We start from the raw sequence: 24192 nt of genomic DNA, 5'->3' as shown, positions 1-24192 counted from the left end.
CGGGCAGTCTGGAAGGCCAGAAGCCCCCAGACTGTTTTTCCAGTTCCATGGCCCGTCCTTCCGCTCCGGTGCGCCCTCCGGCCTACTCCCATGTCCACTGGTCCACATTATTTATGATGGACCAGCCATGGCCGTGGGGATGGAGCTTCTGCTCCGCCACCTGGAGCCCGTCCTTCACCCAGTACAGATGGTCGATGTTCACCAGCCAGATCCAGGGAAGATCCCCCTCCTGGGTAATGCCGGTCCCGCCGTCCCACTGGGCCTTTTTCCAAAGCTCATAAGAGGCCTCCAGATCCGTACAGGCCAGGGCCTCGTCCATATAGGCGTCCACGGCCCCGTTGGAATAGGGAGAATACTGGGCATACTTCCCACCCGGCCTTGTGTGGTAGATATTATAAAGCTCCATGGGCGTGTGGGCTCCCCATCCCCACATCAAAGGCTCCGACTGGGCCCGGTCATAGGCCGTATCCCAGCCCACGCCTTCCACAGTCACATGGATCCCAAACGCTGCCAGCTGGTTGGCCGTATCCTCTGAAAGGGCCTGGCGGACCGAATCTCCTGCGGAGTAAAGCATTGTGAATCCAGCCTTCTTTCCATCCTTTTCCCGGATCCCGTCCGCTCCTGTCTTCCATCCGGCTTCATCCAGAAGCCGCTCCGCCTCCTGGGGATCGAAGGCAGCTTCAGAATCCTTGCTGTACCAGGGCATCTTGTCGCAGACGCTGTACGCAATGGTCCCGTGGCCGTTGAGCACATGGTCGATCATGGCCTGCCGGTCGATGGCCAGGTTAATGGCCCGGCGGACACGGACGTCACTGGTGAAATCATTTCCAATGGGAACTCCGTTTTCATCGGTCTCCCCGGCCGGCACAGCCGGAAGATTAAAGCCCCGGTTGTCCACCGTCTCACAGGAAAACAGCGAAAAGCCGTCCATGGTCTGGTCCGAGTAGGCCGCCGAAGTGTAGGCCAGATCCACCTGGCCGGAAAGAGCCGCCGCATAGGCCGCGTCCTCCTCCATGAACAGCACCGTCACCTTCTTCATCCTCGGAGCTTCCCCGTAATAATCCGGATTGGCCTCAAAGATCACCTGCTGCCCCTTGTCCCACTGCTTTAAAATATATCGTCCGGAGCCAATGGGCTTCTGTCCGTAATCCGGGCCATAGGCGTGTTCCGGAACGATCCCTGTGATGGCCATGGTATAAGGCCAGATGGAGTAGGGCCGGTTCATATGGAACTCCACGGTGGTATCGTCCACCGCAACGGCCTCCTTCAGCATGGTAAAATCGTTGACAGAGCTTGTATCCTTCAGCGTGTTATAGGTAAAGGCCACATCCTCTGCGGTCAGCGGCTCTCCGTCCGTAAATCTCACATCATCCCGGATCTTCACCTGCCAGGTGAGCCCGTCCTCACTGGCCTGGACGTCCTCCGCCAGATCATAGCCGATCTTAAGGTCCGGCGTGGTCACCGTCAGAGTGCTCTGGATCAGAGGCTCGTGGACGTGCTCACCGGCTCCCCAGCCGTATGCCGGGTCAAAGCCTGCCTCCGGCTCCGATGTGGGGCCCATGACCACGACGACCGAATCCCTGGTCTCAGTCTCTGCGGACTGGGAGCTTCCGCTTTCCGCCGTCCCGGCTCCCTCTGTCCCCTTACTGCCTTCTGCCTCTGTATTTCCTGCCGTTTCTGCGTTTTCCTGTCCGCCGGAGCAGCCCGTCACACAGGAGGCCGCCAGCGCCGCCGCCAGAAGGGCGGCTGTCACTCTCCATTTCTTTTGATATCTCATACGTTTCCTCTCCTTTTTCTGCAAAACCATAAGAAATACGCTGCACAGGTTTCTCATGGCTATCGCGGTAGCCGCCAAGGTCTCGTGCACACGCAGACTTTGGCTCGCTGCCCGCGCAAATAAAAAGGTACCAGAAAAATCAGGGAGCTTCTGTTCCCTGTACCTTCCTGGTACCTGATATCTGCGTGTTTTTTAGTCGCGGCCCATGCCGCCTGCATCCTTCTGGGTGCGGTATGCGGCTTCTGCCGCGCATATGTATTATCATAAAGTCTCCCGCCGGAAAGGTCAACTATTTTTTAAATTATACCGGACACCATATAAATCGTTCTCCTTATATGATACCATATCTTTGCTGTCGACTCTTTCCAGCGGGAGGAGGTGAGCAGGTGGAGCTATTGGCTTCATTTTTAGTTTCTGTCGGAGCAAGTGTAGTAAGTTACTACATATGCAGATGGCTGGATAGAAACTAACGGACAGTAACAGCCTGAACGGACCAGCTCACCGAAACGAGCGAGAAACCCCAGCGGAGTCAGCACCTCCTCTGGGGTTTCGCTTTTGCAGATGAAACTATTGGCTGTTTTCATATTGATGATATATATATAAATGAAAAATGTCAAGTGTCTCCGGTATAAAATCGTATCAGGATCTCCTCACCTCCTCCGTTTCAGAAGACAGTACGCCACCCCTGTCAGAGTGCTCACCGCCGTCGCCGCCAGCGCCGGGCCCACGATGGCAGACGGGCTCACGCTGCCGTACTGGCTCCGGTAGGCGATCATATTAATGGGGATCAGCTGAAGGGACGAGATATTGACGATCAGAAACGTACACATTTCATTACTGGCCGTTCCCCTTCCGAAGGCCCCCGGCTTTTTCTGCCTTCTCCGCTCCTCCTCCAAAGCTTCCAGTTCCTCCATGGCCTTTAGCCCGGCGGGGGTCGCCGCCCAGCCCAGGCCCAGCATATTGGCGATCATATTGGTGGAGATATGGGCCGCCGCCGGATGGTCCTCCGGCATATCCGGAAATAAAAGCCGGATCACCGGCCTCATCTTTTTTGTCAGCGCCTCGATGAGCCCGGCCTCTTCCCCGACCTTAAGGATCCCGCACCAGAAGGACATGATCCCCAGCATCGTTAAGCACAGGGTCACTGCCTCCCTGGCCGAATCCAGGGCTCCATTGGTCACCTGGGCCAGATTTCCATGGAACGCTCCCCACAGGATCCCCAGGGCCATCATCCCGGCCCACAGATAATTTAACATATAAAAATCCCACCCCTCTGCCAGATTTTATGACAGAAGGGCGGGATTTATTCGCTTTCCTCCTCCGGCTCCACGCCGCAAAGCTTCCGCATTACCTCCGGCACAGTCTCGATCCTCTTGCACCGGTACGCGTTGCTTCCGCAGAACAGCAGGGCTTCCTCTATATTTCCCTCAGCAGCATGGATGAGCGCTCGGGTGATGCAGTACGGGGTCTCCGCCGGATTGCAGTGCTCCAGGCACCGGAAGCACCCCTTCACCGGGATCCTTCCCTCCTGGACCCTTTCCAGGAACCGGTTCCGTATGGCCCTTCCAGGCATTCCCACCGGGCTCTTTACGATCACGATGTCCTTTTCCTCCGCATCCAGATACGCCTGCTTATAGGCAGGATCCGCGTCACATTCCTCTGTGGTCACGAAACGGGTCGCCACCTGGACGCCGTCGGCCCCCAGACGGAGCTGGCGCAGCACGTCCTCATGGTCAAAGATCCCTCCGGCCGTCACCACCGGGATCTCCTTTTTATACTTTCCGGCAAACTCCTTCACCACGCCGATGATGCCGCGGATCTCCGCTTCATACTTCTCTCTTTTATACGTTTTTGACACATACTGAGTGTCAACTTCATATTCAGAAAGCTCTTCCCTGGAAAATCCCAGGTGGCCTCCGGCACATGGCCCCTCCACCACCACAAAGTCCGGAGCCGTCTTATGCTTCCGGTCCCACATCTTGCAGATCACCGACGCCGACTTGATGGAGGAAACAATGGGAGCCAGCATGGGACGGCGAAGACACTCTTCCCCCATTTCCTCTGCAGCCTCCTTCACATATCTGGGCAGATCCACCGGAAGCCCCGCGCCGGAGATGATCACATCCGCTCCAGCCTTCACGGCCTCCTTCACATACCGGGCGTACTCCTTCGTAGCTACCATGATATTAAAGCCCAGGATCCCCTCCGGGGCGGTCTTCCTGGCCTTTTTAAGCTCCTCATGGATGGCTCTCAGATTGGCTCCCATGGGATCCTTTAAAAAATCCGGATCCTTAAAGCCGATCTGGGCCGTGGAAATGATCCCGATCCCTCCGGCCTTTGCCACAGCCCCCGCCAGGGACGAAAGGCTGATCCCAACGCCCATGCCGCCCTGGATCACCGGGTATTCTGCCGTCAGTGGACCGATCTTCAACGGCTTTAACTGTAACGCTGCTTCTCCCATAACTCCCTCTTTTCCCCGGCTTACGGCCGGTCTGTCCTAAAATCTGCGGAACCGCTCATACCGGAGGAATGCCGTCTCCTCCGGATCCACGTCTCTCCAGTCCTCCAGGAACCGGCTTAAGGCCTGGTCCAGATAAGAAGCAATGGCCGGAAGCGTTTCCTTACATGCCGGCTCCTCCTCCGGGATCACCCGCTCGATGATCCCCAGCTCATAAAGCTCTCTGGCCGTGATCTTCATGACTCCGGCCGCCTCTCCGGCCCGCTTGCTGTCCTTCCAGAGGATCGAGGCAAAGCCCTCCGGCGACAGTACGGAATAAATGGCGTTTTCCATCATCCATACCTCGTTGGCCACGGCCATGGCCAGGGCGCCGCCGCTCCCGCCTTCTCCAATGACAATGGAGAGCACCGGAACCTTAAGCCCCGACATCTCCATAAGATTTCTGGCAATGGCCTCGCCCTGGCCCCGCTCCTCGGCCTCAAGGCCGCAGAATGCGCCGGGGGTATCCACAAAGCAGATCACCGGACGGCCAAAGGTCTCCGCCTGCTTCATGAGCCGCAGGGCCTTCCGGTAGCCATCAGGAGAAGGCATCCCGAAATTCCGGTGGATATTGTCTTTAGTGGTCTTTCCCTTCTCCTGTCCGATCACCGTCACAGGGATCCCATGGAACTCTGCGATCCCGCCGATGATGGCCCCGTCGTCTTTGAAGTACCGGTCTCCATGAAATTCCATGAAATTTTCAAATAATGCATCAATATAATCAGAAGCCACCAGCCGGTCGGCCTTCCTGGAAAGGAGCACCGAATCCCAGGCGCTTCGGATCACGGCTCCGGCCCGGTTCTGGACGGCTGAAAGAAGAGAGCCTTTGATGCCGTCGGAGCTCTCTTCCTGCTTCCGCGCCCCGCCGCCGTTCCTAACGCTGTCTCCGCCAGCTGTTCCTTCCTCTTTCCGATGGAGCCGCAGGATGGTCTCCAGGGTCTGTTTTAATTCCTTTCTCTCCACGATCTTATCCACAAAGCCGTGATCCAGAAGAAACTCTGCTCTCTGGAACCCCTCCGGCAGCTTCTGGCCGATGGTCTGCTCGATGACCCTGGGGCCGGCAAAGCCGATGAGGGCCCCCGGTTCCGCCAGGATGATATCTCCCAGCATGGCAAAGCTGGCGGTGACGCCTCCGGTGGTAGGATCCGTCAGCACGCTGACAAAGAGCTGGCCCGCATCATGGTGGTGCTTAAGGGCCGCCGCCGTCTTGGCCATCTGCATTAGGGAAACGATCCCTTCCTGCATCCTGGCGCCGCCGGAGCAGGCAAAAAGCACCACTGGAAGCTTTTCCCTGGTGGCCCGTTCCACAGCCCTGGTGATCTTCTCACCCACATTGTGGCCCATGCTGCTCATTAGGAACCTGGCATCACAGACGCCGATCACCGCCAGATTGCCGCCGATCTTTCCGCAGCCGGTGACGATGGCCTCGTTGAGCCTGGACTTTTCCCTGGCTGCCTCCAGCTTTTTTTCATATCCAGGGAAGTTTAAGGGGTTGGAGACCTCCATTTCCCGATCCCATTCCTCAAAGGTGCCGGGATCCGTGACCATCTGGATCCTCCTCCAGGCATGGACGCGGAAATAGCCTCCGCATTTGGGGCAGACGTAAAAATTCTCCCTTACATCCTCCACATAGATGGGTTTCCCACACTTATTGCACTTTCTCCACATTCCCGCCGGAATCCCCGGTTCCTCTTCCTGTTTTTCCGTCCGCTCCGCTTCCGGGGCGCGGTATCTGGTGTCGATCCTTGTATATGTCTTCTTGAACATATCCCGCAGCATGGAAAACCTCCTTCACTATCAGCAGTCTGGAAAATGGGACGGGATAAAATCCGTATCCACATTTCCATCTTCAAAATCCCTGTCTCCGATGAGCTCATACTGGAAATCCACATTGGTGGTGATCCCCTCGATGACCAGCTCTCCCAGGGCGCTCCGCATCTTGGCAATGGCCGATGGCCGGTCCTTGTCGTGGACGATGAGCTTTAAGATCATGGAATCATAGTTGGGCGGGATCGTATAATTATTATAGACCGCCGTATCCACCCGGACCCCGCGCCCGCCGGGAAGATGGATATCCGTGATGGTGCCCGGACACGGCATAAAGTGCTTATCCGGGTTTTCGGCATTGATCCGGCACTCAATGGCATGGCCGGTGATCTGGATATCCTCCTGGGTCACAGACAGCGGCTCCCCCGCCGCGATCCGGATCTGCTCCTTAATAAGGTCCAGATCCGTCACCGCCTCGGTCACCGGATGCTCCACCTGGATCCTGGTATTCATTTCCATGAAATAAAATTCTTTATTTTTATCCAAAAGGAACTCAATGGTCCCTGCATTCTCATAATGTACGGATCTTGCGGCCTTCACCGCCGCCTGGCCCATACGCTCACGAAGCTCTTCTGAGATAGCCGCCGACGGGGCCTCCTCCAGAAGCTTCTGGTGGCGTCTCTGGATGGAGCAGTCCCGCTCTCCCAGATGGACCACATTTCCAAAGCTGTCCGCCAGGATCTGGAACTCGATGTGTCTGGGACGCTCCACAAACCGCTCGATGTACATGGTATCGTCGGAAAATCCCTTGACCGATTCCATCTGGGCGTTCTGGAAATTGGACGCAAAATCGTCTTCCCCATAGGAGACCCGCATCCCCTTTCCGCCGCCGCCGCTGGACGCCTTGATCATCACAGGAAAGCCCACCTCTCTGGCAGTCTTTAAGCCCTCCTCCACCGTAAATACCGGCTCCTTACTTCCAGGGATCACCGGAACTCCGGCCTCCATCATGGTCTTTCTGGCCTCGGACTTATTTCCCATCCGGTGGATCACCTCTGCCGGAGGGCCGATGAACCGGATATGACATTTCTCGCACAGCTCTGCAAACCTGGCGTTTTCCGACAAAAATCCAAATCCTGGATGGATGGCGTCCGCCTTCATGGCCACGCAGGCCGTAAGGATCTGCTCCATATTCAGATAGCTTTCTGCCGACGGGGCGGGGCCGATGCAGATGGCCTCGTCCGCTAACAGCGTATGAAGGGCGTCCCGGTCTGCCTCCGAATAGACAGCCACCGTTTTGATCCCCATTTCCCGGCATGCCCGGATGATCCGCACCGCGATCTCCCCGCGGTTGGCGATCAGAATTTTCTGAAACATATCTTCACCAGCCCTAACCGATCATAAACGTAAGCTCTGCGCTCACTGCGATCTTTCCGTCCACGGTGGCCGTGGCCTTTCCAACGCCCACCGGCCCTTTCCGCTTAATGATCTCACATTCCAGGCGGAGTCTGTCGCCGGGAACTACCTTTTTCTTAAATTTCACCCGGTCCATGCCGCCGAAATACGCCGTTTTTCCCTTATTTTCCTCCATGCTGAGGACGGCCACGGCTCCTGTCTGGGCCAGGGCCTCCACGATCAGGACACCCGGCATCACCGGCTCCTCCGGGAAATGGCCGGAAAAATACGGCTCATTATATGTGACTGCTTTATATCCAACAGCCCGCACGCCCGGCTCCAGCTCCTCGATGCAGTCCACCAGAAGAAATGGATGGCGGTGGGGGATGATCTCCTTGATTTCCTTAATTCCCAGCATATCTCTGCCTCCTGTTGTTTAACGGATCCTGAAAAGCGGCTGGCCGTATTCCACGGTCTCCTCGTTTTTCACAAGGATGGCCTCCACCACGCCGTCATACTCGGATTCGATCTCATTCATCAGCTTCATGGCCTCCACGATCCCGATGACCTGGCCTTTTTTCACATGGTCTCCGACCTTTACAAAGTCCTCGGCATCCGGAGCCGGAGAGGAATAAAACGTTCCCACCAGAGGACAGGCAACAACCCGGTCAGATACAGCCGTATCCGTCTGCGGAGCAGGACTGCCCTGGCTCCCGTTTAACGGCATTCCGGAAACGGTCTGGACGGTCTGGGGCACGGCTCCATCGGCCGGCTGGCATCCAGCCAGCGCCGGAACCGCCTGGATGACCGCCGGCTGCTCCTTTTTAATGACGATCTTCGTATCGCCCTGCTCGATCTTAAAGCCCGTCAGCCCATTGTCTGAAACGGCTTTGATCAGTTCGATGACATCCTTGATCTCCATGGCCTTCACTCCTATTCTTCAAACTTCTTTACAACCAGGCTGGCGTTGTGACCGCCAAAGCCCAGGGAATTGGAGATTGCACAATCCACATCCATGGAAACGCCGCCGCCCATTACATAGTCCAGGTCACATTCCGGATCCGGAGTGCGAAGGCCCGCTGTCTCATGGACAAAGCTGTCTTCAATGGATTTCACACAGGCGATGAACTCCACGCCTCCGGCTGCTCCCAGCAGATGGCCCACCATGGACTTGGTGGAGCTGATCCTTGTTTTGTATGCCTGGTCTCCCAGGGCCAGCTTGACGGCCTTCGTCTCAAACAGGTCATTGTGGTGGGTGCCTGTGCCGTGGGCATTGACATAATCGATCTGCTCCGGCTTTACTCCAGCGTCCTTCATAGCGTATTCCATGGCCTTTGCAGCCCCGCTGCCGTCCTCTGCCGGAGAGGTGATATGATAGGCGTCGCTGGTGGCCCCATAGCCCGCTAACTCTGCGTAGATCCTTGCGCCCCGGGCCTTTGCGTGCTCCAGGGATTCCAGCACCACGACGCCTGCGCCTTCGCCCATAACAAAGCCGCCGCGCTCTGCATCAAAGGGAATGGAGGCCCGCAGAGGATCCTCCGCTGTGGAAAGAGCCGTCAGGCTTGTGAAGCCAGCCACACCAATGGGAGTAATGGAGCTTTCCGTGCCCCCGGCCACCATGACCTCTGCCTCTCCGTGCTGGATGGCCCGCATGGCCTCTCCGATGGAGTGGGTCCCGGTGGCGCAGGCCGTCACCACATTCAGGCTCTTGCCCTTTAAGCCAAACTGGATAGACACGTTTCCGGCGGCCATGTTGCTGATCATTAACGGCACCAGAAGGGGATTGATCCGTCCCGGCCCTTTTTCCAGAAGCTTCTGATACTCCCGTTCAATGGCCTGGAGGCTGCCGATGCCGGAGCTGACGCAGACGCCCACCCGGTAGGGATCCTCTTTTTCCATATCAATTCCCGCATCCTCTAAGGCCTGCTTTGACGCGGCCACAGCCAGCTGGGAGAACCGCTCCATTCTTCTGGCAGCCTTGGGATCCATATACTGCTTCGGGTCAAAATCCTTCACCTCTGCCGCCAGCTTTACTTTATAATCTGCTGTATCAAAGCTGGTGATGGGCCCGATGCCCACCGTTCCCTGCTTTAAGCTGTTCCAGAACGTATCCACATCGTTTCCAACGGGGGTGATGGCGCCCATGCCAGTTACTACAACTCTGTTCATTCTCTTGCTCTCCTTTTTGTCACACTGACTCCTACATGGCCATGCCGCCGTCCACCTGGAGGACCTGGCCGGTGATATATGCTGCCCCGTCGGATGCCAGGAAGGCCACTGCCTCCGCCACATCCTGCGTCTCCCCGAACCGTTTTAAGGGGATCTGGTCCCCCATGGCCTTTTTCACATCATCGGGCAGAACGTCTGTCATTTCTGTATGGATAAAACCGGGAGCCACTGCGTTGGACGTGATCCCGCGGCTTCCCAGCTCCCTGGCCACGGATTTTGTAAGGCCGATGAGCCCCGCCTTGGAGGCGCAGTAATTGGCCTGGCCTGCATTCCCCATAACGCCTGAAACCGAGGAGATATTGATGATCCGGCCGCTCCTCTGCTTTAGCATCTGGCGGGAAACGTGCTTCACACAGTTGAACGCCCCCTTCAGATTGGTGGCGACCACCGCGTCAAAATCGTCCTCCGACATTTTCATGATCAGATTATCCCTGGTGATCCCGGCGTTATTGACTAAAATATCCAGCCGCCCGTATTTCTTTACGATAGTGTCGATCAGCTCCCTGGACTGGGAAAAATCTGCCACACTGCACTGGATGGCCTCCGCCTGGCCGCCGTTTTCCCCGATCTCCTTCACTGTCTCTTCTGCCTTTTCCTTAGAGCCATTGTAATTTACGATCACTGTGGCTCCGTATCCAGCCAGGGTCAGCGCGATCTGACGCCCGATGCCTCTTCCAGCCCCTGTCACCAGAGCAATTTTTCCGCTTAAATCCATGGTCCGCCTCCTATTACAGTTCCTTTAACTTTTCCAGATCGTCCAGCTTTTCAATATTAACGGCCTTCACATCCCGGCTGATCTTTTTTACAAAGCCGGTCAGGGTCTTTCCAGGGCCGATCTCCACGAACCGGTCCACGCCGTCTGCGATCATCCGCTCCACACTCTGCTGCCATTTTACAGAAGAATACACCTGTCTTTCCAGCAGAGGCTTTACCTCCTCCGCCCGGGTCACATATTCTGCGGTCACATTGGCCGCATAGGGGATCACGGGATCCGAAATCTTCACATTTTCCAGGAATTTCCCAAGCTTTTCTCCAGCTTCCTTAAGGAGCGCGGAATGGAAGGGGCCGCTGACGTTTAACGGCAGAACTCTTTTGGCTCCTGCCGCCTTTAACTGCTCTGCGGCCTGTGCCACTGCTTCCAGCCTTCCGGAAATAACGATCTGTCCCGGACAGTTATAATTCGCCACCTGGACTCCGTCTATGGGATCCACAACCTGGTCGATGGCCTCTGCGTTCATCCCCAGGACGGCGCTCATTCCCCCGATCCCGGCAGGAACGGCCTCCTGCATGAGGATGCCCCGGCGGCGCACCGTAAGGATGGCGTCCTCCGGAGTCATAACGCCGGAAGCTGCCAGGGCGCAGTATTCTCCAAGGCTTAAGCCAGCCGTCACATCCGGCCGGAACCCCCGCTCCTCCATGACCTTTAACATGGCAACGCTCACTGTCACCATGGCCGCCTGGGTATACTCTGTGATATCCAGCCGGTCATTTTTTTCAAAGCACAGCTCTGGCATGGAAAATCCCAGAAGCTCTGAAGCCTGGTCAAAAATTTTCCGTCCCGTCTCTGTATGTTCATAAAAATCCTGGCCCATGCCGCAGACCTGCGCGCCCTGTCCCGGAAAAATAAATGCCGTCTTTCCCATCTGTTCTCCCGCCTTTATCTTGCCAGCAGCTTTTCTGCCTGCTCCATCATCTCTTCGATCATTTCCTTACAGGTCTGTTCCTTTTTCACCATACCTGCGATCTGTCCGGCCATGACCACGCCGTCGGTCACATCGCCGTCCATGACTGCCTTTCTGAGGCCGCCCAGGGTCAGGTACTCCAGCTCCTCAAAGCTCTTTCCCTCTTCCTCCAGCTTCACATACTGTCTGGTCATCTGGTTTCTTAAGCAGCGCACCGGATGGCCGTGGCTCCTGCCTGTGACGGCGGAGTCGATGTCCTTGGCTCCGATGACCCGCTTCTTATAATTTTCATGGACGATGGACTCCTTTGACACCACGAACCGAGTTCCCATCTGGACCGCCTCCGCTCCCAGCATGAAGGCCGCCGCGATGCCGCGTCCGTCTCCGATGCCTCCGGCGGCGATCACCGGAATGCTGACCGCATCCGCCACCTGGGGAACCAGGGTCATGGTGGTGGCCTCACCGATATGGCCGCCGGACTCGGTGCCCTCTGCCACAACGGCGTCAGCGCCGCCCCGTTCCATGAGCTTTGCAAGGGCCACGGAAGCCACCACAGGGATCACCACGATCCCGGCGTCCTTCCACATCTTCATGTACTTTCCAGGATTCCCGGCCCCGGTAGTCACCACCTGGACGCCTTCCTCCACGACCACCTTTGCCACCTCATCGGCGTAGGGGCTCATGAGCATGATGTTGACGCCGATGGGCTTTTTCGTCAGCTCCCTGGCCTTTCGGATCTCCTGGCGGACCACCTCGCCCGGCGCGTTGGCGCCGCCGATGAGTCCCAGGCCTCCGGCCTCAGAAACGGCCGCTGCCAGATGATGCTCCGCCACCCAGGCCATTCCGCCCTGGATGACCGGATATTCAATTCCCAACAATTCTGTGATTCTAGTTTTCATTCCGTTTCCAACCCTTTTCGACCGCTCTGCGGCTTATTCTACGCCCTTATCCTTTAAATACTTCATTACATCTCCCACAGTCAGCAGATTCTGAAGATCCTCTGCCGGGATCTCCACAGAATACTCGTCCTCCAGGGCCATTACCATCTCAAACAGATCCAGGGAATCGGCCCCCAGGTCGTCCTTAAAGGAGGATTCCTCTGTGATGGCTGCTGCGTCTGTGTTTAACTGCTCTGCGATGATCTCTTTCATTCTTTCTAACATGGTCATGATCTCCTTTTTTTCTTTTTGATTTTTTACCATTCCATGAGTACGGCTCCCCAGGTCATCCCTGCGCCGAACCCGGACAAAATAATCTTATCTCCCGGCTGAAGCATATCTTTTTCCGCCATATCATTTAAAAGCAGCGGAATGGAAGCCGAAGAGGTGTTTCCATATTTACTGATTGTCATGGGGAACTTTTCCATGGGCTCCTTTAACCGTCTGGCGGCTGCCTCTACGATCCTCTCGTTGGCCTGGTGGAGCACATAGTACTTGATCTCCTCCCTGGAAATATGATTCCGTTCCAGAAGGATCTCAATGCTCTCGGGTACCTTTTTCACTGCGAACCGGAATACCTCCTGACCGTCCATGGTCATGAGCCCCAGCTCCGGCTTCGTTCCCGTAAGGAAATTTCCCAGGGTCCTGGAGGTGCAGGAAAGGATCGGTCCCTTCGTCCCGTCGGAGCCCATGAGCATATCCACGACTCCCGTTTCCTCTGCCTTTAAGACTGCCGCCCCGGCTCCGTCTCCAAACAGCACGCAGGTTCCCCGGTCCGTCCAGTCCGTCACCTTGCTTAAGGTCTCGGCTCCGATGATCAGGGCCGTCTTATAGATCCCCGCCTGGAAAAATCCATGGACGATATTCATGGCGAAGATAAATCCCGCGCAGGCCGCCGAAATATCAAAGGCCACGGCGTTTTCCGCGCCGATCATGGCCTGGACGCTGCATGCGTCGCTGGGATAATTGTTATCCGGCGACGAGGTTCCCAGGATGATGATGTCCAGCTCCCGGGCATCCACACCCGCGGCCTTTAACGCCCGCCTGGCCGCCTCCGCCGCCAGGTCCCTGGTGGTCTCCCCTGTGGAGATCCGCCGTTCCGATATGCCGGTGCGGCTTCTGATCCATTCATCGCTGGTATCCACGATCTCTGATAGCTGGTCGTTGGTCACGACTCTCTCCGGTGCATACGCGCCGATTCCTGCAATTCTGGCTTTCATACTCTGTCCTTGTCGAATTTTGTTTTTGGTTTCAAATATTTTGATATTCAAATTATATTGCCTATGTTACGTCCTGGAAGAAGATTTGTCAAGAGTTTTTTTGCTCCTTACAGACTTTTATAAACAATCGGTTCATATCAGACGGCTTCCCACCCTCTCTATCTGGCCTGGTCAAATATTCTAAAATTGGCTATTTAAACAATGCCAATTTTTCTATATGATGATGCCATAAAGTCAATCGGCTTCCAGGGGATCCCAGATCCCCACGATTTACCCATGATCCCGGAAGCCAGAAAAGCCAGCAGGAAAGGAGAACCCGTCATGAACACAAGTAATACATTTGCACGCTTCAAAAAGATCGACGCCCACACCCACATCGGCGCCTTCGGAAGTCCCTTTAACATCCACTTCGATACGGAACGCCTCTTACAGCAGATGGAAGCTTATAATATAGAAAAGACCATCCTGGTTGCCAGCGGCCCTCACACCAACGAAGATACCGCGGCAGCCTTCCGGGCAGAGCCCCAGAAGATCATCCCCTTAATGTGGATCAACTGCGCCGAAGGAAAGGAGGCTTACGATGCCCTGGAACACTATATCCGGGACGAGCATTTTGCCGGAGCCAAGCTCCAGCCCCTCTTTGACGGCTACACCGCCGACGCTCCCTGTGTGGATCCCGTGGCAGAGATCTGCGAGGCATACGGAAAGCCCCTGTTCGTCCACTCCGGCCACCCGCCCTTCTCCCTTCCCTGGCAGATCGGCCTCTTAGCAGAGCGCCACCCGAAGCTTCCCATGGTAATGATCCATATGGGCCATGCCCACGGCGTCTATGTGGACGCAGCCATCACCATGGCCAGGAGATACGAAAATATCTGGCTGGAGACCTCCGGCACGTCCATGAGCTGCCAGATCGCCAATGCCTATGAGACCGTGGGCCACGAGCGGGTCATGTTCGGCATCGACTCCCCATTCCACCATCCCACTGTGGAGATCCAGAAGGTCATGGCCTGCGGAGTAGACGACGAGGGCCTGGAAAATATTTTCTACAATAACGCTGCAAAATTCATGGGACTGAAATAAAATCCCGGAACAGAAACGAAAAGGAGCGCCTGCTATGCAAAAAATTCATTCCTCCGGACCAGCCCGTGCCTGCGATCCCACCCTGGATATGGCCATCACCGGCCTCATGGCCGCCCTGGTATTCACCGGAACGTATTTTTTCAAGATCCCCACAGCCTTTGGCTATACCCACCTGGGAGACTGTATGATCATCCTCACGGTCTGCCTGTTCGGCACCCGCAGAGGAATGCTGGCCGGAGCCATCGGAGCCGGGCTTTCCGACTTCATCGCCGGATACGCCGCCTGGGTCCTGCCTACCATTGTCTTAAAGGGCGGCTGGGCGCTGATCATGGGACTCATCATGTACCGGCTGCTGCCCCATTTTAAATATTCCTGGCTGGCCGGGGCCGTCACCGGCGGCATCTTCCATGTGATCGGCTATACCTTAGTAAAGATCCCCCTTTACGGCGGAGGCGTGGCCATGGCCGAATGCTTCACCCTGGTGGCCCAGACGGCTGCCGGGATCGTCCTGGGCGGCGTGGCCTACACAGTCCTGTCCAGATCCCCGGCCATCCGGAGCCTGCGGGTGAAATTTCTCTAAAAAGTAAAAAAAATTACTTTTTTCCAGTTTTTTTATAATTTTTATTCCTAACGGAAATATTTTTACAAAAATACTCATCCTGTACCATAGTATAACGGATCCTTATCTAGTAAAATTGTGTCATTCTTTTAAAAAATTTTACTGAATCCGTTAAAGGAGGTACTCTTATGGATGCAATGCAGCTTGCAAACAGTCTTCCCATGTGGCTGGCCTGCGGAACCGCCGTACTTCTGGTGGTATTCCAGGCTGTGATCTTTACAAAAAAGGCCATGGACGCCGCCCCGAAGGTGGGCCTTACCAACGATCAGGTGAAACGGGCAATGAAAAGCTCCGCCCTCACCTCTCTTGGCCCGTCGGTCGTGATCCTAAGCGGAATGCTTTCGCTCCTGGTATCAGTGGGCGGCCCCATGGCCTGGATGCGTCTTTCCTTCATCGGCTCCGTTATGTTCGAGTCCATCGCAGCCGGAATTGGAACCGCATCCGCCGGTGTCCAGCTGGGTGTGGATGAAATGACCACCTTTGCCTTCACAATGGCTGTCTGGACCATGATCCTAGGCTCCATCGGCTGGATCATCGTTTCCACCCTCACCGCTGACAAAATGGAAAAGGTACAGAACAGAATGGCAGGCGGAAACTCCGCTTTAGTGGGCGTGATCTCCGGGGCTGCCATGGTCGGCGCCTTCGGCGGCATGGTGAGCCAGAAGCTGGTTGCAGTGGATAAATCTGCCCTTTCCTGTGTGCTGGGCGGCGTATTTATGGCCATTCTGCTCTATGTTTCCGGAAAATTCAAAATCTCCTGGTTAAAAGAATGGAATCTGACCATCGCGATCCTGGTCGCCATGATCATCACAGCACTGGTATAGGAGGGCTTATTTTTATGGACAAACATTATTTCACCAACGATTACTTACCAAAAATGCACCGGATCGGAAAGATCACCGGCATTCTCGGCGTTTTCGCCTCTTTCCTTCCCGCCCTTGTTCTTGGCTTTGGCCATGGCCTCTGGCCGGATCTTGCGCTGTTGGCTACCTGCTTCATTACCGTTACCACCAGCTTCGGTTTCCTCTGGGTCATTGAGCCGATCTCCTATTATCCGGTCCTGGGGCCTGTGGGAACCTACATGGCGTTCCTTTCCGGAAATATCTCCAACATGCGCGTTCCCTGTGCCAGCATTGCCCAGGTTTCTGCCGGTGTGGAGCTGGGATCCGAACAGGGCTCCATCATCTCCACCATTGGAATGGGCGTTTCCATTATCATCAACATCATCATTCTTTCCGTTGGCGTCATTGCCGGAAGCTCTATTCTGGCCATGCTCCCGCCCTCTGTTACCGCAGCCTTAAACTACCTGCTTCCGGCCCTCTTCGGCGCTCTCTTCGTACAGTTCGCCGTGAACCAGAAAAAGCTGGCCGTGATCATGCTGGTATTCGGGTGTGTCGTTTATATTGCCATCAACAAAGGAGTATTTAACTTCCTTCCGGGAGCCAGCAGCTATCTGGGAACCCTGTTATGCGTATTTGGTTCCATTTTTATCGCCATGGCCATGAAAAAAATGGAAGGCAAAAAAACGGAATAGATCCCGTCTCTCTTCCTCCCTCTTTCTTCTCATGCTGTTAAAAACAGCAAAATGCACAATATGTCCTATATTTTTTGTCTATTTTATGGTATGCTAGACTGAATACGACAATATTTTGCATGAGAGAACCGGTTTGGAACCAGCTTCCATCCGGGTGACAGAAGAGGGAGGTCCCGCAGTATGGGAATTTCAGTCGGCGATTTGCTCAGTATGGACTTTTTTAAGGATTTTCACGTCATTGCCGGCCATAAAGGATTAAACCGCGAGATCCAGGGCGTCAGCTTCCTGGAGGTGCCGGAAGGCCATCGCTGGAGTATTGGAAAAGAGCTTATTTTCACGTCCGGTTATATTTTTGCTGAATTTGAAGGCTACCTGGATAAATTCTGTGAGAATTTTATTCCCAGCCACGCAGCCCTGGTGATAAAAAGGGGCAGCTATCTGGATAAGATCCCGGAGAAACTGATCGAGATTTATGACAGGAACAGCATTCCCCTGATCACCATGCCCTACTCCCCGTCCTGGATGACCGTGGTCAACCAGGTAAACGTGGGCGTATTAAACCATGCGATCCAGAGTCTCAGGATCGACATCAGCCAGGGCCCCGGCTGCTACAATCAGAATTACAAGGAACAGGCCATCCAGAAAATCTTAAAAACTCTGGAAACCGAAATGGAATTTCCCGCTTTTCTCTATGATGTGACCATGGATAAGCGGTATTACAGCTCAGACAACTTCAAAAAGGCCAGTGAAAAATATGGGATCCGCGAATCCGATTACTGGTCTCCCCAGCTTCCCCATACCAGCCACGCCCTCTGCGACTGTATCCACATGAAACGGTACCGTCTCCTCAAGGGAGAGGCCGCCAATGAACCACGGATCAGCTGGGTCACCATCCCCATCGAGTCCGCAGGAGTGGTACAGGCGTATTTCTGTGTGATGGAATCCAGGAAATTCCTGGATTTTTACGACGAATATTCCATGCGCATTGCCTATCTGATGCTCCAGGGAATCTTCGACCAGCAGGTGGTCGCCCGGGATGCCAGCAATATCGGGTTTGAAAATCTGATCCACCTGGCCATGGAAAGCACTCCTGCTGACGCCCGGCAGCTGATCTACCAGGCGGACCAGCTGGGACTCTCCGTGGAGCAGCCATACCTCTGCATCCTGTTCCGTCACGACCAGGATGAGCTGGATATCCGGAGCCACAGGACCTCCATGCTGGAGGCGTTCAAACGCTGCCGGATGAACCGGATCGGCCGCGTGGCATTCCTGTCATCCACAGAAGGAGTCATCCTCCTCAACGCCGTCCGGCTGTCCCCCATAAATAAGGAAGAGATCCGTGGACTGATCCTGGAGTTCCAGAAGCTCCTCCGGGGGACTTTCCCTGACGTATCCTGGTTTTTCAGCTTTACGGGAGATTCGGGAGATCTCCATGATCTCCGTCCTCATATTGAAAAATGCCGGAAGGTCCTGAATATCGGAAGACTTACCGATTCCCGGAAGACCCTCTTTGATTACGACGCACTGGGGATCCTCACCTGGATCAATATCCCTGAGGACGAACTGGGCCCTCTTTTAAAAAAGCTCCAGAAGCTCATCGACTCAGAAAAGAACCAGGAACTCCTCTATACTTTAAAAACCTATCTTGAAAACAATTTAAATTACAGCCTGACAGCCGAAAAGCTTTTTGTCAATGTCAATACAGTCCGGAGGCGGATCGAAAAGGTCAATGAACTGATCCCGGTCCACTGGGACGACTATGTTGAACGCACAAAACTGGGGCTGCTGCTGCAATATCTGCAGCCTGGCCCCGATTCAATCATTCATTTAAAAGAAAGGCGGAATGGATCATGAACATGTATAACGAAGCACTTGCCATGAAGGACACTTTAACGGCGGACCGCCGCCACTTCCACCAGAACCCGGAGCTGGGTCTGGAACTTCCGAAGACCGCGGCCTATGTGGAGGAAAAATTAAGGGAAATGGGGTATGAGCCCCAGAGAATGGGAAGCGGCGTAGTGGCTGTCGCCGGAAAGAAGACGGGAAAATGCTTCCTGATCCGCGGTGATATGGACGCCCTCCCTGTAACAGAAATGACAGACCTGGAATTTAAATCTGAAAACGGATGCATGCACGCCTGCGGCCATGACTGTCATACAGCCAATATGCTGGGCGCAGCACGTCTCTTAAAAGCCCATGAGGATGAGCTGGAGGGTCAGGTAAAGCTCATGTTCCAGCCGGCCGAGGAAACCATGGACGGAGCAAAGATGATGGTGGAAAACGGGATCTTAAAGGACCCGGACGTAAACGCCGCCCTGGGCATCCACGTATTCACAAACCTTCCGCTGCCGGCAGGCACTGTGATCATGACCGGCGCAGACTCTAAAATGGCTGCTGTGGACTGGTTTACCATTAAGATCACCGGCAAAGGCTGTCACGGAGCCCAGCCCAACAACGGCGTGGATCCCTTAAACGTCATGTCCCACATCCATCTGGCTCTCCAGGCCATCAACGCCCGGGAAATGGATCCGGCTGACAATATGGTCCTTACCATCGGCCAGATGCACGGCGGAAACACCTCCAACGTGATCCCCCAGGAGGCCATGATGTCCGGAACCATCCGCACATTAAAAAATACCACCCGGGAAATGGTAAAGACCCGTATGGACGCCATCGTAAGCACTGTGGCTGCCGCCTTCAACGCCGAGGCCCATGTGGAATATGGAAGCGGCTGTCCTGTCTTATTCCATAACCAGGAGCTCTACGGGGAAGTAAAGGGATATCTTGGAGAACTGGAGGGCGTTCACTTTGTGGACTTAAACGACATCGGCCAGCACATGAGCAACATGGGCTCTGAGGACTTCTCCTATGTAGCCAATGAGGTTCCCACCGTGTTCCTTGGCATCGCCGCCGGTCAGCCCGAACAGGGCTACTGCTACCCCCAGCATCATCCAAAGGCCATGTTCCATGAGGACGCCCTTCCTGTGGGAGCAGCTGTTTACGCCCATGTGGCTATGGAGTGGTTAAAGAACCACTAAAAAGCATCCGTCCGGCTATAAAATAAGAAAACGGAGGAACAGACAGATGGAATACACTCTGGCAACCATGAACGATCTGCCGGCGATCAAAGCCCTGCTGGCAAGATATCATAAAGATACCATTTCCCAGGAGGATATCGCCGGCGGCTTCGTGACCACCAAGCTCTCGGACCAGCAGTTTGAGGATCTCATCGTAAACCGGAAGGGCGTGACCCTGGCAAAGGATGAAAACGGGACCGTAAAGGCCTTTGCCCTGGCTGCGGGATGGGATTACTGGATGCAGGTCCCTATCATGAAGCGGATGACCGAGGTGCTGCCGGATATGCCGTTTGAGGGAACCGCCTTAGACGAAACGAACACCTACCAGTACGGCCCCGTCTGCGTGGATGTTTCCGTCCGGGGCACAGGCGTTTTTGAAGGGATCTTCAAGGCCTCTCTGAAGCAGTTCGAGGACCAGTATCCCGTCATGGTGACCTTCATCAACCAGATCAACGGACGCAGCTACGCCGCCCACACAAAAAAGGCTCATATGACGGAGATCGGCACCTTTGATTTCAACAATAATCATTACTGGATGATGGCCATCAAGACCAGATAGTACACCTTTTACGATTTTAAGGGATCACCGGCGGTGATCCCTTGTTTTCAAATATAAAAATGGAGGAACCCCATATGAACAAACTTGGCTTTGGCTTCTTACGCCTCCCGGTAACCCCGGCCGGAGAGATCGACTTAAGCCTGTTAGATCAGATGACAGACGTATTTTTAGCCCACGGGCAGAACTATTTTGACACCGCCTACACCTATCTGGATGGAAAAAGCGAATGGGCCATCCGGGAATCCCTGGTAAAGCGCCATCCCCGGAGCTCCTTTCTTCTGGCCGACAAGCTGCCTGGCTATAAAATGACCTCCCACGAAGACTGTTACCGGTACTTTAAGGAACAGCAGGACCGCTGCCAGGTGGATTTCTTTGACGTATATCTGCTCCACTGGCTCAATGGAAAACATTATGAAATTGCTGAAAAATATAGGGAATTTGAATTTCTTGAAGAATTAAAAAAGACTGGAAAAGCTATAAAGACAGGATTTTCCTACCATGATTCCGCCGATCTTCTGGATGAGATCCTTACGCGCCATCCGGAGGTGGATTATGTACAGCTCCAGATCAATTATCTGGACTGGGAAAGCAGCTCCATCCAGTCCAGACGCTGCTATGAGACTGCCGTAAAGCATGGAAAAAAGGTCATCGTCATGGAGCCTGTCAAGGGCGGAGCGCTGGCTGCTCTTCCCGAAAAGGCCGGACGGCTCCTGGAAAAACTTTCACTGGACGCCAGCCAGGCCTCCTATGCGATCCGGTTTGCAGAAAGCCTTCCGCAGGTGGAGATCGTCCTCAGCGGAATGAACACCATGGAGCAGCTCCTGGATAATCTGGCGTGCCGCCAGCCGCTGACAGAATACGAACAGAGCGTTCTTTTTGAAGCTGCCGGCCTTTTAAGGAACTCCATCGCGGTTCCCTGTACCGGGTGCGGCTACTGTGTCAGCGGATGCCCGAAAAAGATCCATATACCGGAATATTTCAGACTGTATAACGAATATAAACAAAATCCCGGAGACGGTTGGAAGATCGCTCCTGTTTACCAGAACATGACCGCTTCAGGAGGAGGCCCGGCAGACTGCATCGGCTGTAAAAAATGTGAGGGCAGCTGTCCTCAGACGCTGCCCATCACAAAATTTCTTTCTGATGTAAGGGAAGCTTTTGATGACCGCCATTCTTAAATCATAGATCCTGCCTCATATTTTAGAAGCGTATTTTAGCTGCATATTTAAATAGCACCCTTATTCAGTTGCTTTTATACTTCTAAAATGTTATACTCATGAAGAGGTGATTGTGATGTCCCAGGAATATGCAGCATTAATTATAGATCTAAGAAATTCCAGATCCTATACGGATTCAGACCGTTTTTTGATCCAGACTCATATGATCCAGGTTCTGGATTTTTTAAATAAGGCGTTTTCCGGCGATATACTGCGTACAGTAGAATTCAGTGCCGGAGACGAAATACAGGGATTATTTTCTACAGGAGAATCTGCTTATTTATTTTACAGATTTTTTTCCATATGGCTGTATCCAGTTAGGATCCGGGCCGGAATAGGGATCGGAAACTGGAACCTGCAGATGAAAGGCCGGGGAACAACCAGTCAGGATGGCGAAGTTTATCATAATGCACGAAATGCGATCCGCTGCACAGACCCTACATTGGGATATCCTGTACTGATGTACAGTGCCTCCAGAAATGATCGAACGCTCAATACACTAATGGGAGGAGCTGCAAATGTTACTGAAAATCTGAGCATCACCCAGAATCAGCTGTTCCTCATCACTGAAATTCTGTTTCCGCTCTGCCTGAAAAATGACTTTCAATGGCCCTATGACTCTCTGGCTTTCAATCGGTTATTAATTGAAAAAAGCTGTTTTGATCATAAAATATCAAAAACAGACAGGGAACTTCCTCTTGATCATATAAATTTAACCGATGATTCAGTCGGGCAGATACCGGCCCGGGCCAGAAATGATATTTATAGAAAAACAGAACCGAACGCCTTTTTTGTCACTGGCGGCAAGCAGCGTGGGATCCCAACTGAAGCAGCCAAAATCCTTTCTATAAAAAGACAGACCATTGCGCGTTCATTAGAAAGCGGAAATATATATTGGGCACGCAGCATGGCGTTAACCGTGTTATATGAAATGAATACAAATATGAAGGAGGTATAGTTTTGTCACTTTTATTATTGATTTTATCCGTACATTTCCTTGCTGACTTTCATCTATGGCCAGGTTCCCCTGATGTAAAAAAACATCCCTGTTTCAGATGCCTGCTCCCTCATTTTGGGATGTATTCTCTTGTTTTGGGACTTATATTTATTCTATGTGTTTCATTTCCCAGTGCAGTCATCGCGTGGATGTTCATTATCCTGTCTCACTTTATAACCGACGTTCTTACATTCCACTATTATACCAGAAATCACATATCTCCCCGCAGTCAGCTGACTGCATTCTGTACCAGCCAGCTTATTCATACCGCATCGATTCTCGCTGGATCCTGTTTTTTCCATCTCCCCGAAAATCTTACAGAAACTTTCAAGTCCCTGTGTATACAAGTCCCGCTTCTTCAGAATATGCGTTATCTGCTGCTGGTAATCCTTCTTCTGACCCCGGCTTCCCAATTTGTAAAAATGCTTACCGCATCTATTTCCCTTCAAAAAAATCCTGATTCACCAAAATCCAATGATTCCTCCGCCGGAAGCATGATCGGAAAATTAGAACGGCTGATCATTGCCATGCTGGTCATATATGGGAAGCCGGGGCGATCGGATTTGTGCTGGCCGCCAAGAGCCTGGCAAGGTATAAACAGTTTGAAGACCTGGATTTTACGGAAAAATTTTTAGTAGGGACCCTGGCCAGTGCGGCGATCGCAATTGCACTGACCCTGTTCCTGATAGAAAACCAGAAACCATCTGCTCCCTTGATGTTATAGCTTTCTCTCCACCAGCACCTGGTATACATCCCTTTTGCTGATCCCCCGGTCCTTTGCCACCTGCTTCATGGCGTCCTTCCGGTCCATACCCTGTTCCAAGTACAGGTCCATGTGCTCCTCCACCGTCATGTCCTCCCAGGCCGCTGCCTTTTCCTTTTCGATCTCCTCCAGGCTCTTCCCCTCTACGACGATGACGCACTCACCTCTGGGCTCTTCGTTCTCATAATGGGCCAGAGCCCCGGAAAAGGTGGTCCTGAAGGCCGTCTCATACTTTTTTGTCAGCTCCCGGCAGATGGTGATATTCCGGTCCCCCAGAGCCTCCATAAGCTCCTCCAGGGTCCTGACCAGCCGGTGGGGGGCCTCATAGAGGATCATGGTCCTGGTCTCCTGCTTTAATTCCTCCAGGATCCTCTGCTTCTCCTTTTTATCCGGGGGCAGAAAGGCCTCAAAGGCAAAGCGCCTGGTGGCCATGCCGGAGATAGTCAGGGCCGTGATACAGGCGGCAGGTCCCGGAAGGGAGGTCAGCTCGATTCCGGCCTCATAGCACTGCTTCACCAGCTCCTCCCCGGGATCCGAGATCCCAGGCGTTCCCGCATCAGTTATCAACGCAATGTTGGTCCCTTCCTTCAGCTTATCCACAAGATACCTGGCCTTCTCCACCTTGTTATACTCATGATAGCTGGTCATGGGCGTTTTAATATCAAAATGATTTAAAAGCTTGATGCTGTGGCGGGTATCCTCTGCGGCGATCAGATCCACCTCTTTTAATGTATTTAACACCCGCAGGGTGATATCATCCAGATTTCCAATGGGCGTTGCACATAAATATAGCTTTCCCGCCATGTCTGTATCTCCTTTCCGACGGTTTCTGTTATCCCCG

Annotated in this window: 24 protein-coding genes; 10 read left to right on the top strand and 14 right to left on the bottom strand. The window is 53.9% G+C overall.

Annotated elements, in window-relative coordinates; genetic code table 11:
• Positions 1 to 82: 82 nt before the first annotated feature.
• The 13 genes from ACI6NM_RS10460 to ACI6NM_RS10400 form a co-directional block, all read right to left on the bottom strand.
• Entirely contained in the window at positions 83 to 1777 is a 1695-nt protein-coding gene (locus tag ACI6NM_RS10460) for an ABC transporter substrate-binding protein (RefSeq protein ID WP_262427771.1), read from the bottom strand.
• Between the two features lie 650 nt (positions 1778 to 2427).
• Complete coding sequence (locus ACI6NM_RS10455; protein ID WP_022272965.1) at positions 2428 to 3033, bottom strand: nucleoside recognition domain-containing protein; 606 nt, start codon at positions 3031 to 3033, stop codon at positions 2428 to 2430.
• 47 nt (positions 3034 to 3080) lie between these two features.
• On the bottom strand, positions 3081 to 4238 hold the full coding sequence (locus tag ACI6NM_RS10450) for an NAD(P)H-dependent flavin oxidoreductase (RefSeq protein WP_262427770.1): 1158 nt from the start codon (positions 4236 to 4238) through the stop codon (positions 3081 to 3083).
• 36 nt (positions 4239 to 4274) lie between these two features.
• Entirely contained in the window at positions 4275 to 6053 is a 1779-nt protein-coding gene (locus ACI6NM_RS10445; protein WP_262427769.1) for an acetyl-CoA carboxylase carboxyltransferase subunit alpha, read from the bottom strand.
• A gap of 18 nt (positions 6054 to 6071) precedes the next feature.
• A complete protein-coding gene (locus ACI6NM_RS10440; RefSeq protein ID WP_022272962.1) occupies positions 6072 to 7418 on the bottom strand; it encodes an acetyl-CoA carboxylase biotin carboxylase subunit in 1347 nt (448 codons plus the stop codon).
• Positions 7419 to 7431: 13 nt separating this feature from the next.
• The gene (gene fabZ / locus ACI6NM_RS10435; RefSeq protein WP_022272961.1) at positions 7432 to 7854 is read right to left on the bottom strand and encodes a 3-hydroxyacyl-ACP dehydratase FabZ; all 423 of its coding nucleotides are present in this window, start codon (positions 7852 to 7854) and stop codon (positions 7432 to 7434) included.
• 18 nt (positions 7855 to 7872) lie between these two features.
• Positions 7873 to 8358, bottom strand: coding sequence for an acetyl-CoA carboxylase biotin carboxyl carrier protein (gene accB / locus ACI6NM_RS10430; protein ID WP_215654492.1), 486 nt, complete (start codon positions 8356 to 8358; stop codon positions 7873 to 7875).
• An 11-nt stretch (positions 8359 to 8369) separates the two neighbouring features.
• Positions 8370 to 9605, bottom strand: a complete 1236-nt coding sequence (gene fabF / locus ACI6NM_RS10425; protein WP_022272959.1) for a beta-ketoacyl-ACP synthase II — start codon at positions 9603 to 9605, stop codon at positions 8370 to 8372.
• A 31-nt stretch (positions 9606 to 9636) separates the two neighbouring features.
• The gene (fabG, locus tag ACI6NM_RS10420; protein ID WP_262427768.1) at positions 9637 to 10380 is read right to left on the bottom strand and encodes a 3-oxoacyl-[acyl-carrier-protein] reductase; all 744 of its coding nucleotides are present in this window, start codon (positions 10378 to 10380) and stop codon (positions 9637 to 9639) included.
• A gap of 13 nt (positions 10381 to 10393) precedes the next feature.
• On the bottom strand, positions 10394 to 11308 hold the full coding sequence (fabD, locus tag ACI6NM_RS10415) for an ACP S-malonyltransferase (RefSeq protein WP_262427767.1): 915 nt from the start codon (positions 11306 to 11308) through the stop codon (positions 10394 to 10396).
• Between the two features lie 14 nt (positions 11309 to 11322).
• A complete protein-coding gene (gene fabK, locus ACI6NM_RS10410) occupies positions 11323 to 12246 on the bottom strand; it encodes an enoyl-[acyl-carrier-protein] reductase FabK (RefSeq protein WP_262427766.1) in 924 nt (307 codons plus the stop codon).
• 33 nt (positions 12247 to 12279) lie between these two features.
• The gene (gene acpP, locus ACI6NM_RS10405; protein WP_022272955.1) at positions 12280 to 12510 is read right to left on the bottom strand and encodes an acyl carrier protein; all 231 of its coding nucleotides are present in this window, start codon (positions 12508 to 12510) and stop codon (positions 12280 to 12282) included.
• A 32-nt stretch (positions 12511 to 12542) separates the two neighbouring features.
• On the bottom strand, positions 12543 to 13505 hold the full coding sequence (locus ACI6NM_RS10400; RefSeq protein ID WP_262427765.1) for a beta-ketoacyl-ACP synthase III: 963 nt from the start codon (positions 13503 to 13505) through the stop codon (positions 12543 to 12545).
• 321 nt (positions 13506 to 13826) lie between these two features.
• Between ACI6NM_RS10400 and ACI6NM_RS10395 the strand changes: the two genes are divergently transcribed.
• The 10 genes from ACI6NM_RS10395 to ACI6NM_RS10350 all read left to right on the top strand — a co-directional run bounded on the left by ACI6NM_RS10395 (position 13827) and on the right by ACI6NM_RS10350 (position 23223).
• Positions 13827 to 14585, top strand: coding sequence for an amidohydrolase family protein (locus ACI6NM_RS10395; protein ID WP_262427764.1), 759 nt, complete (start codon positions 13827 to 13829; stop codon positions 14583 to 14585).
• Positions 14586 to 14619: 34 nt separating this feature from the next.
• On the top strand, positions 14620 to 15165 hold the full coding sequence (locus ACI6NM_RS10390) for an ECF transporter S component (RefSeq protein WP_262427763.1): 546 nt from the start codon (positions 14620 to 14622) through the stop codon (positions 15163 to 15165).
• A gap of 167 nt (positions 15166 to 15332) precedes the next feature.
• Entirely contained in the window at positions 15333 to 16028 is a 696-nt protein-coding gene (locus ACI6NM_RS10385) for a DUF5058 family protein (RefSeq protein WP_022272951.1), read from the top strand.
• 14 nt (positions 16029 to 16042) lie between these two features.
• Positions 16043 to 16738 (top strand): hypothetical protein, encoded by a 696-nt coding sequence (locus ACI6NM_RS10380; RefSeq protein WP_215654501.1) that lies wholly within the window; start codon positions 16043 to 16045, stop codon positions 16736 to 16738.
• 180 nt (positions 16739 to 16918) lie between these two features.
• Complete coding sequence (locus ACI6NM_RS10375; protein ID WP_262427762.1) at positions 16919 to 18592, top strand: PucR family transcriptional regulator; 1674 nt, start codon at positions 16919 to 16921, stop codon at positions 18590 to 18592.
• The gene (locus tag ACI6NM_RS10370) at positions 18589 to 19776 is read left to right on the top strand and encodes a M20 metallopeptidase family protein (RefSeq protein WP_262427761.1); all 1188 of its coding nucleotides are present in this window, start codon (positions 18589 to 18591) and stop codon (positions 19774 to 19776) included. The genes ACI6NM_RS10375 and ACI6NM_RS10370 overlap by 4 nt, the downstream gene beginning before the upstream one ends.
• Positions 19777 to 19822: 46 nt before the next feature.
• The gene (locus ACI6NM_RS10365) at positions 19823 to 20374 is read left to right on the top strand and encodes a GNAT family acetyltransferase (RefSeq protein ID WP_262427760.1); all 552 of its coding nucleotides are present in this window, start codon (positions 19823 to 19825) and stop codon (positions 20372 to 20374) included.
• A 74-nt stretch (positions 20375 to 20448) separates the two neighbouring features.
• Complete coding sequence (locus ACI6NM_RS10360) at positions 20449 to 21552, top strand: aldo/keto reductase (protein ID WP_262427759.1); 1104 nt, start codon at positions 20449 to 20451, stop codon at positions 21550 to 21552.
• 115 nt (positions 21553 to 21667) lie between these two features.
• Positions 21668 to 22549, top strand: coding sequence for a SatD family protein (locus ACI6NM_RS10355; protein ID WP_022272945.1), 882 nt, complete (start codon positions 21668 to 21670; stop codon positions 22547 to 22549).
• A gap of 2 nt (positions 22550 to 22551) precedes the next feature.
• Positions 22552 to 23223, top strand: coding sequence for a DUF3307 domain-containing protein (locus tag ACI6NM_RS10350; RefSeq protein WP_262427758.1), 672 nt, complete (start codon positions 22552 to 22554; stop codon positions 23221 to 23223).
• A gap of 83 nt (positions 23224 to 23306) precedes the next feature.
• On the opposite strand, the gene rsmI is transcribed toward ACI6NM_RS10350, so the two are convergent.
• Positions 23307 to 24155: a 16S rRNA (cytidine(1402)-2'-O)-methyltransferase gene (gene rsmI / locus ACI6NM_RS10345; RefSeq protein ID WP_262427757.1), complete on the bottom strand. Its 849-nt coding sequence runs from the start codon at positions 24153 to 24155 to the stop codon at positions 23307 to 23309.
• Positions 24156 to 24192 lie beyond the last annotated feature (37 nt).

The sequence above is a fragment of the Pilosibacter sp. YYHA0881 genome (assembly GCF_051602715.1).
GTDB lineage: Bacteria > Bacillota > Clostridia > Lachnospirales > Lachnospiraceae > Alitiscatomonas > Alitiscatomonas aceti.
The sequence above is the reverse complement of the archived record's forward strand: the minus strand, read 5'-3'. Positions and strand labels throughout refer to the sequence as shown.

Bases quoted from the DNA above. Each gene is read 5' to 3' on its own strand.
- fabD (WP_262427767.1), bottom strand. From the start codon at position 11,308: ATGGGAAAGACGGCATTTATTTTTCCGGGACAGGGCGCGCAGGTCTGC.
- ACI6NM_RS10365 (WP_262427760.1), top strand. From the start codon at position 19,823: ATGGAATACACTCTGGCAACCATGAACGATCTGCCGGCGATCAAAGCC.
- ACI6NM_RS10400 (WP_262427765.1), bottom strand. From the start codon at position 13,505: ATGAAAGCCAGAATTGCAGGAATCGGCGCGTATGCACCGGAGAGAGTC.
- ACI6NM_RS10460 (WP_262427771.1), bottom strand. From the start codon at position 1,777: ATGAGATATCAAAAGAAATGGAGAGTGACAGCCGCCCTTCTGGCGGCG.
- fabZ (WP_022272961.1), bottom strand. From the start codon at position 7,854: ATGCTGGGAATTAAGGAAATCAAGGAGATCATCCCCCACCGCCATCCA.
- ACI6NM_RS10360 (WP_262427759.1), top strand. From the start codon at position 20,449: ATGAACAAACTTGGCTTTGGCTTCTTACGCCTCCCGGTAACCCCGGCC.
- ACI6NM_RS10370 (WP_262427761.1), top strand. From the start codon at position 18,589: ATGAACATGTATAACGAAGCACTTGCCATGAAGGACACTTTAACGGCG.
- fabG (WP_262427768.1), bottom strand. From the start codon at position 10,380: ATGGATTTAAGCGGAAAAATTGCTCTGGTGACAGGGGCTGGAAGAGGC.
- ACI6NM_RS10450 (WP_262427770.1), bottom strand. From the start codon at position 4,238: ATGGGAGAAGCAGCGTTACAGTTAAAGCCGTTGAAGATCGGTCCACTG.
- ACI6NM_RS10455 (WP_022272965.1), bottom strand. From the start codon at position 3,033: ATGTTAAATTATCTGTGGGCCGGGATGATGGCCCTGGGGATCCTGTGG.
- ACI6NM_RS10445 (WP_262427769.1), bottom strand. From the start codon at position 6,053: ATGCTGCGGGATATGTTCAAGAAGACATATACAAGGATCGACACCAGA.
- ACI6NM_RS10355 (WP_022272945.1), top strand. From the start codon at position 21,668: ATGTCCCAGGAATATGCAGCATTAATTATAGATCTAAGAAATTCCAGA.
- acpP (WP_022272955.1), bottom strand. From the start codon at position 12,510: ATGTTAGAAAGAATGAAAGAGATCATCGCAGAGCAGTTAAACACAGAC.
- fabF (WP_022272959.1), bottom strand. From the start codon at position 9,605: ATGAACAGAGTTGTAGTAACTGGCATGGGCGCCATCACCCCCGTTGGA.
- accB (WP_215654492.1), bottom strand. From the start codon at position 8,358: ATGGAGATCAAGGATGTCATCGAACTGATCAAAGCCGTTTCAGACAAT.
- ACI6NM_RS10380 (WP_215654501.1), top strand. From the start codon at position 16,043: ATGGACAAACATTATTTCACCAACGATTACTTACCAAAAATGCACCGG.
- ACI6NM_RS10395 (WP_262427764.1), top strand. From the start codon at position 13,827: ATGAACACAAGTAATACATTTGCACGCTTCAAAAAGATCGACGCCCAC.
- ACI6NM_RS10385 (WP_022272951.1), top strand. From the start codon at position 15,333: ATGGATGCAATGCAGCTTGCAAACAGTCTTCCCATGTGGCTGGCCTGC.
- ACI6NM_RS10390 (WP_262427763.1), top strand. From the start codon at position 14,620: ATGCAAAAAATTCATTCCTCCGGACCAGCCCGTGCCTGCGATCCCACC.
- fabK (WP_262427766.1), bottom strand. From the start codon at position 12,246: ATGAAAACTAGAATCACAGAATTGTTGGGAATTGAATATCCGGTCATC.
- ACI6NM_RS10375 (WP_262427762.1), top strand. From the start codon at position 16,919: ATGGGAATTTCAGTCGGCGATTTGCTCAGTATGGACTTTTTTAAGGAT.
- rsmI (WP_262427757.1), bottom strand. From the start codon at position 24,155: ATGGCGGGAAAGCTATATTTATGTGCAACGCCCATTGGAAATCTGGAT.
- ACI6NM_RS10440 (WP_022272962.1), bottom strand. From the start codon at position 7,418: ATGTTTCAGAAAATTCTGATCGCCAACCGCGGGGAGATCGCGGTGCGG.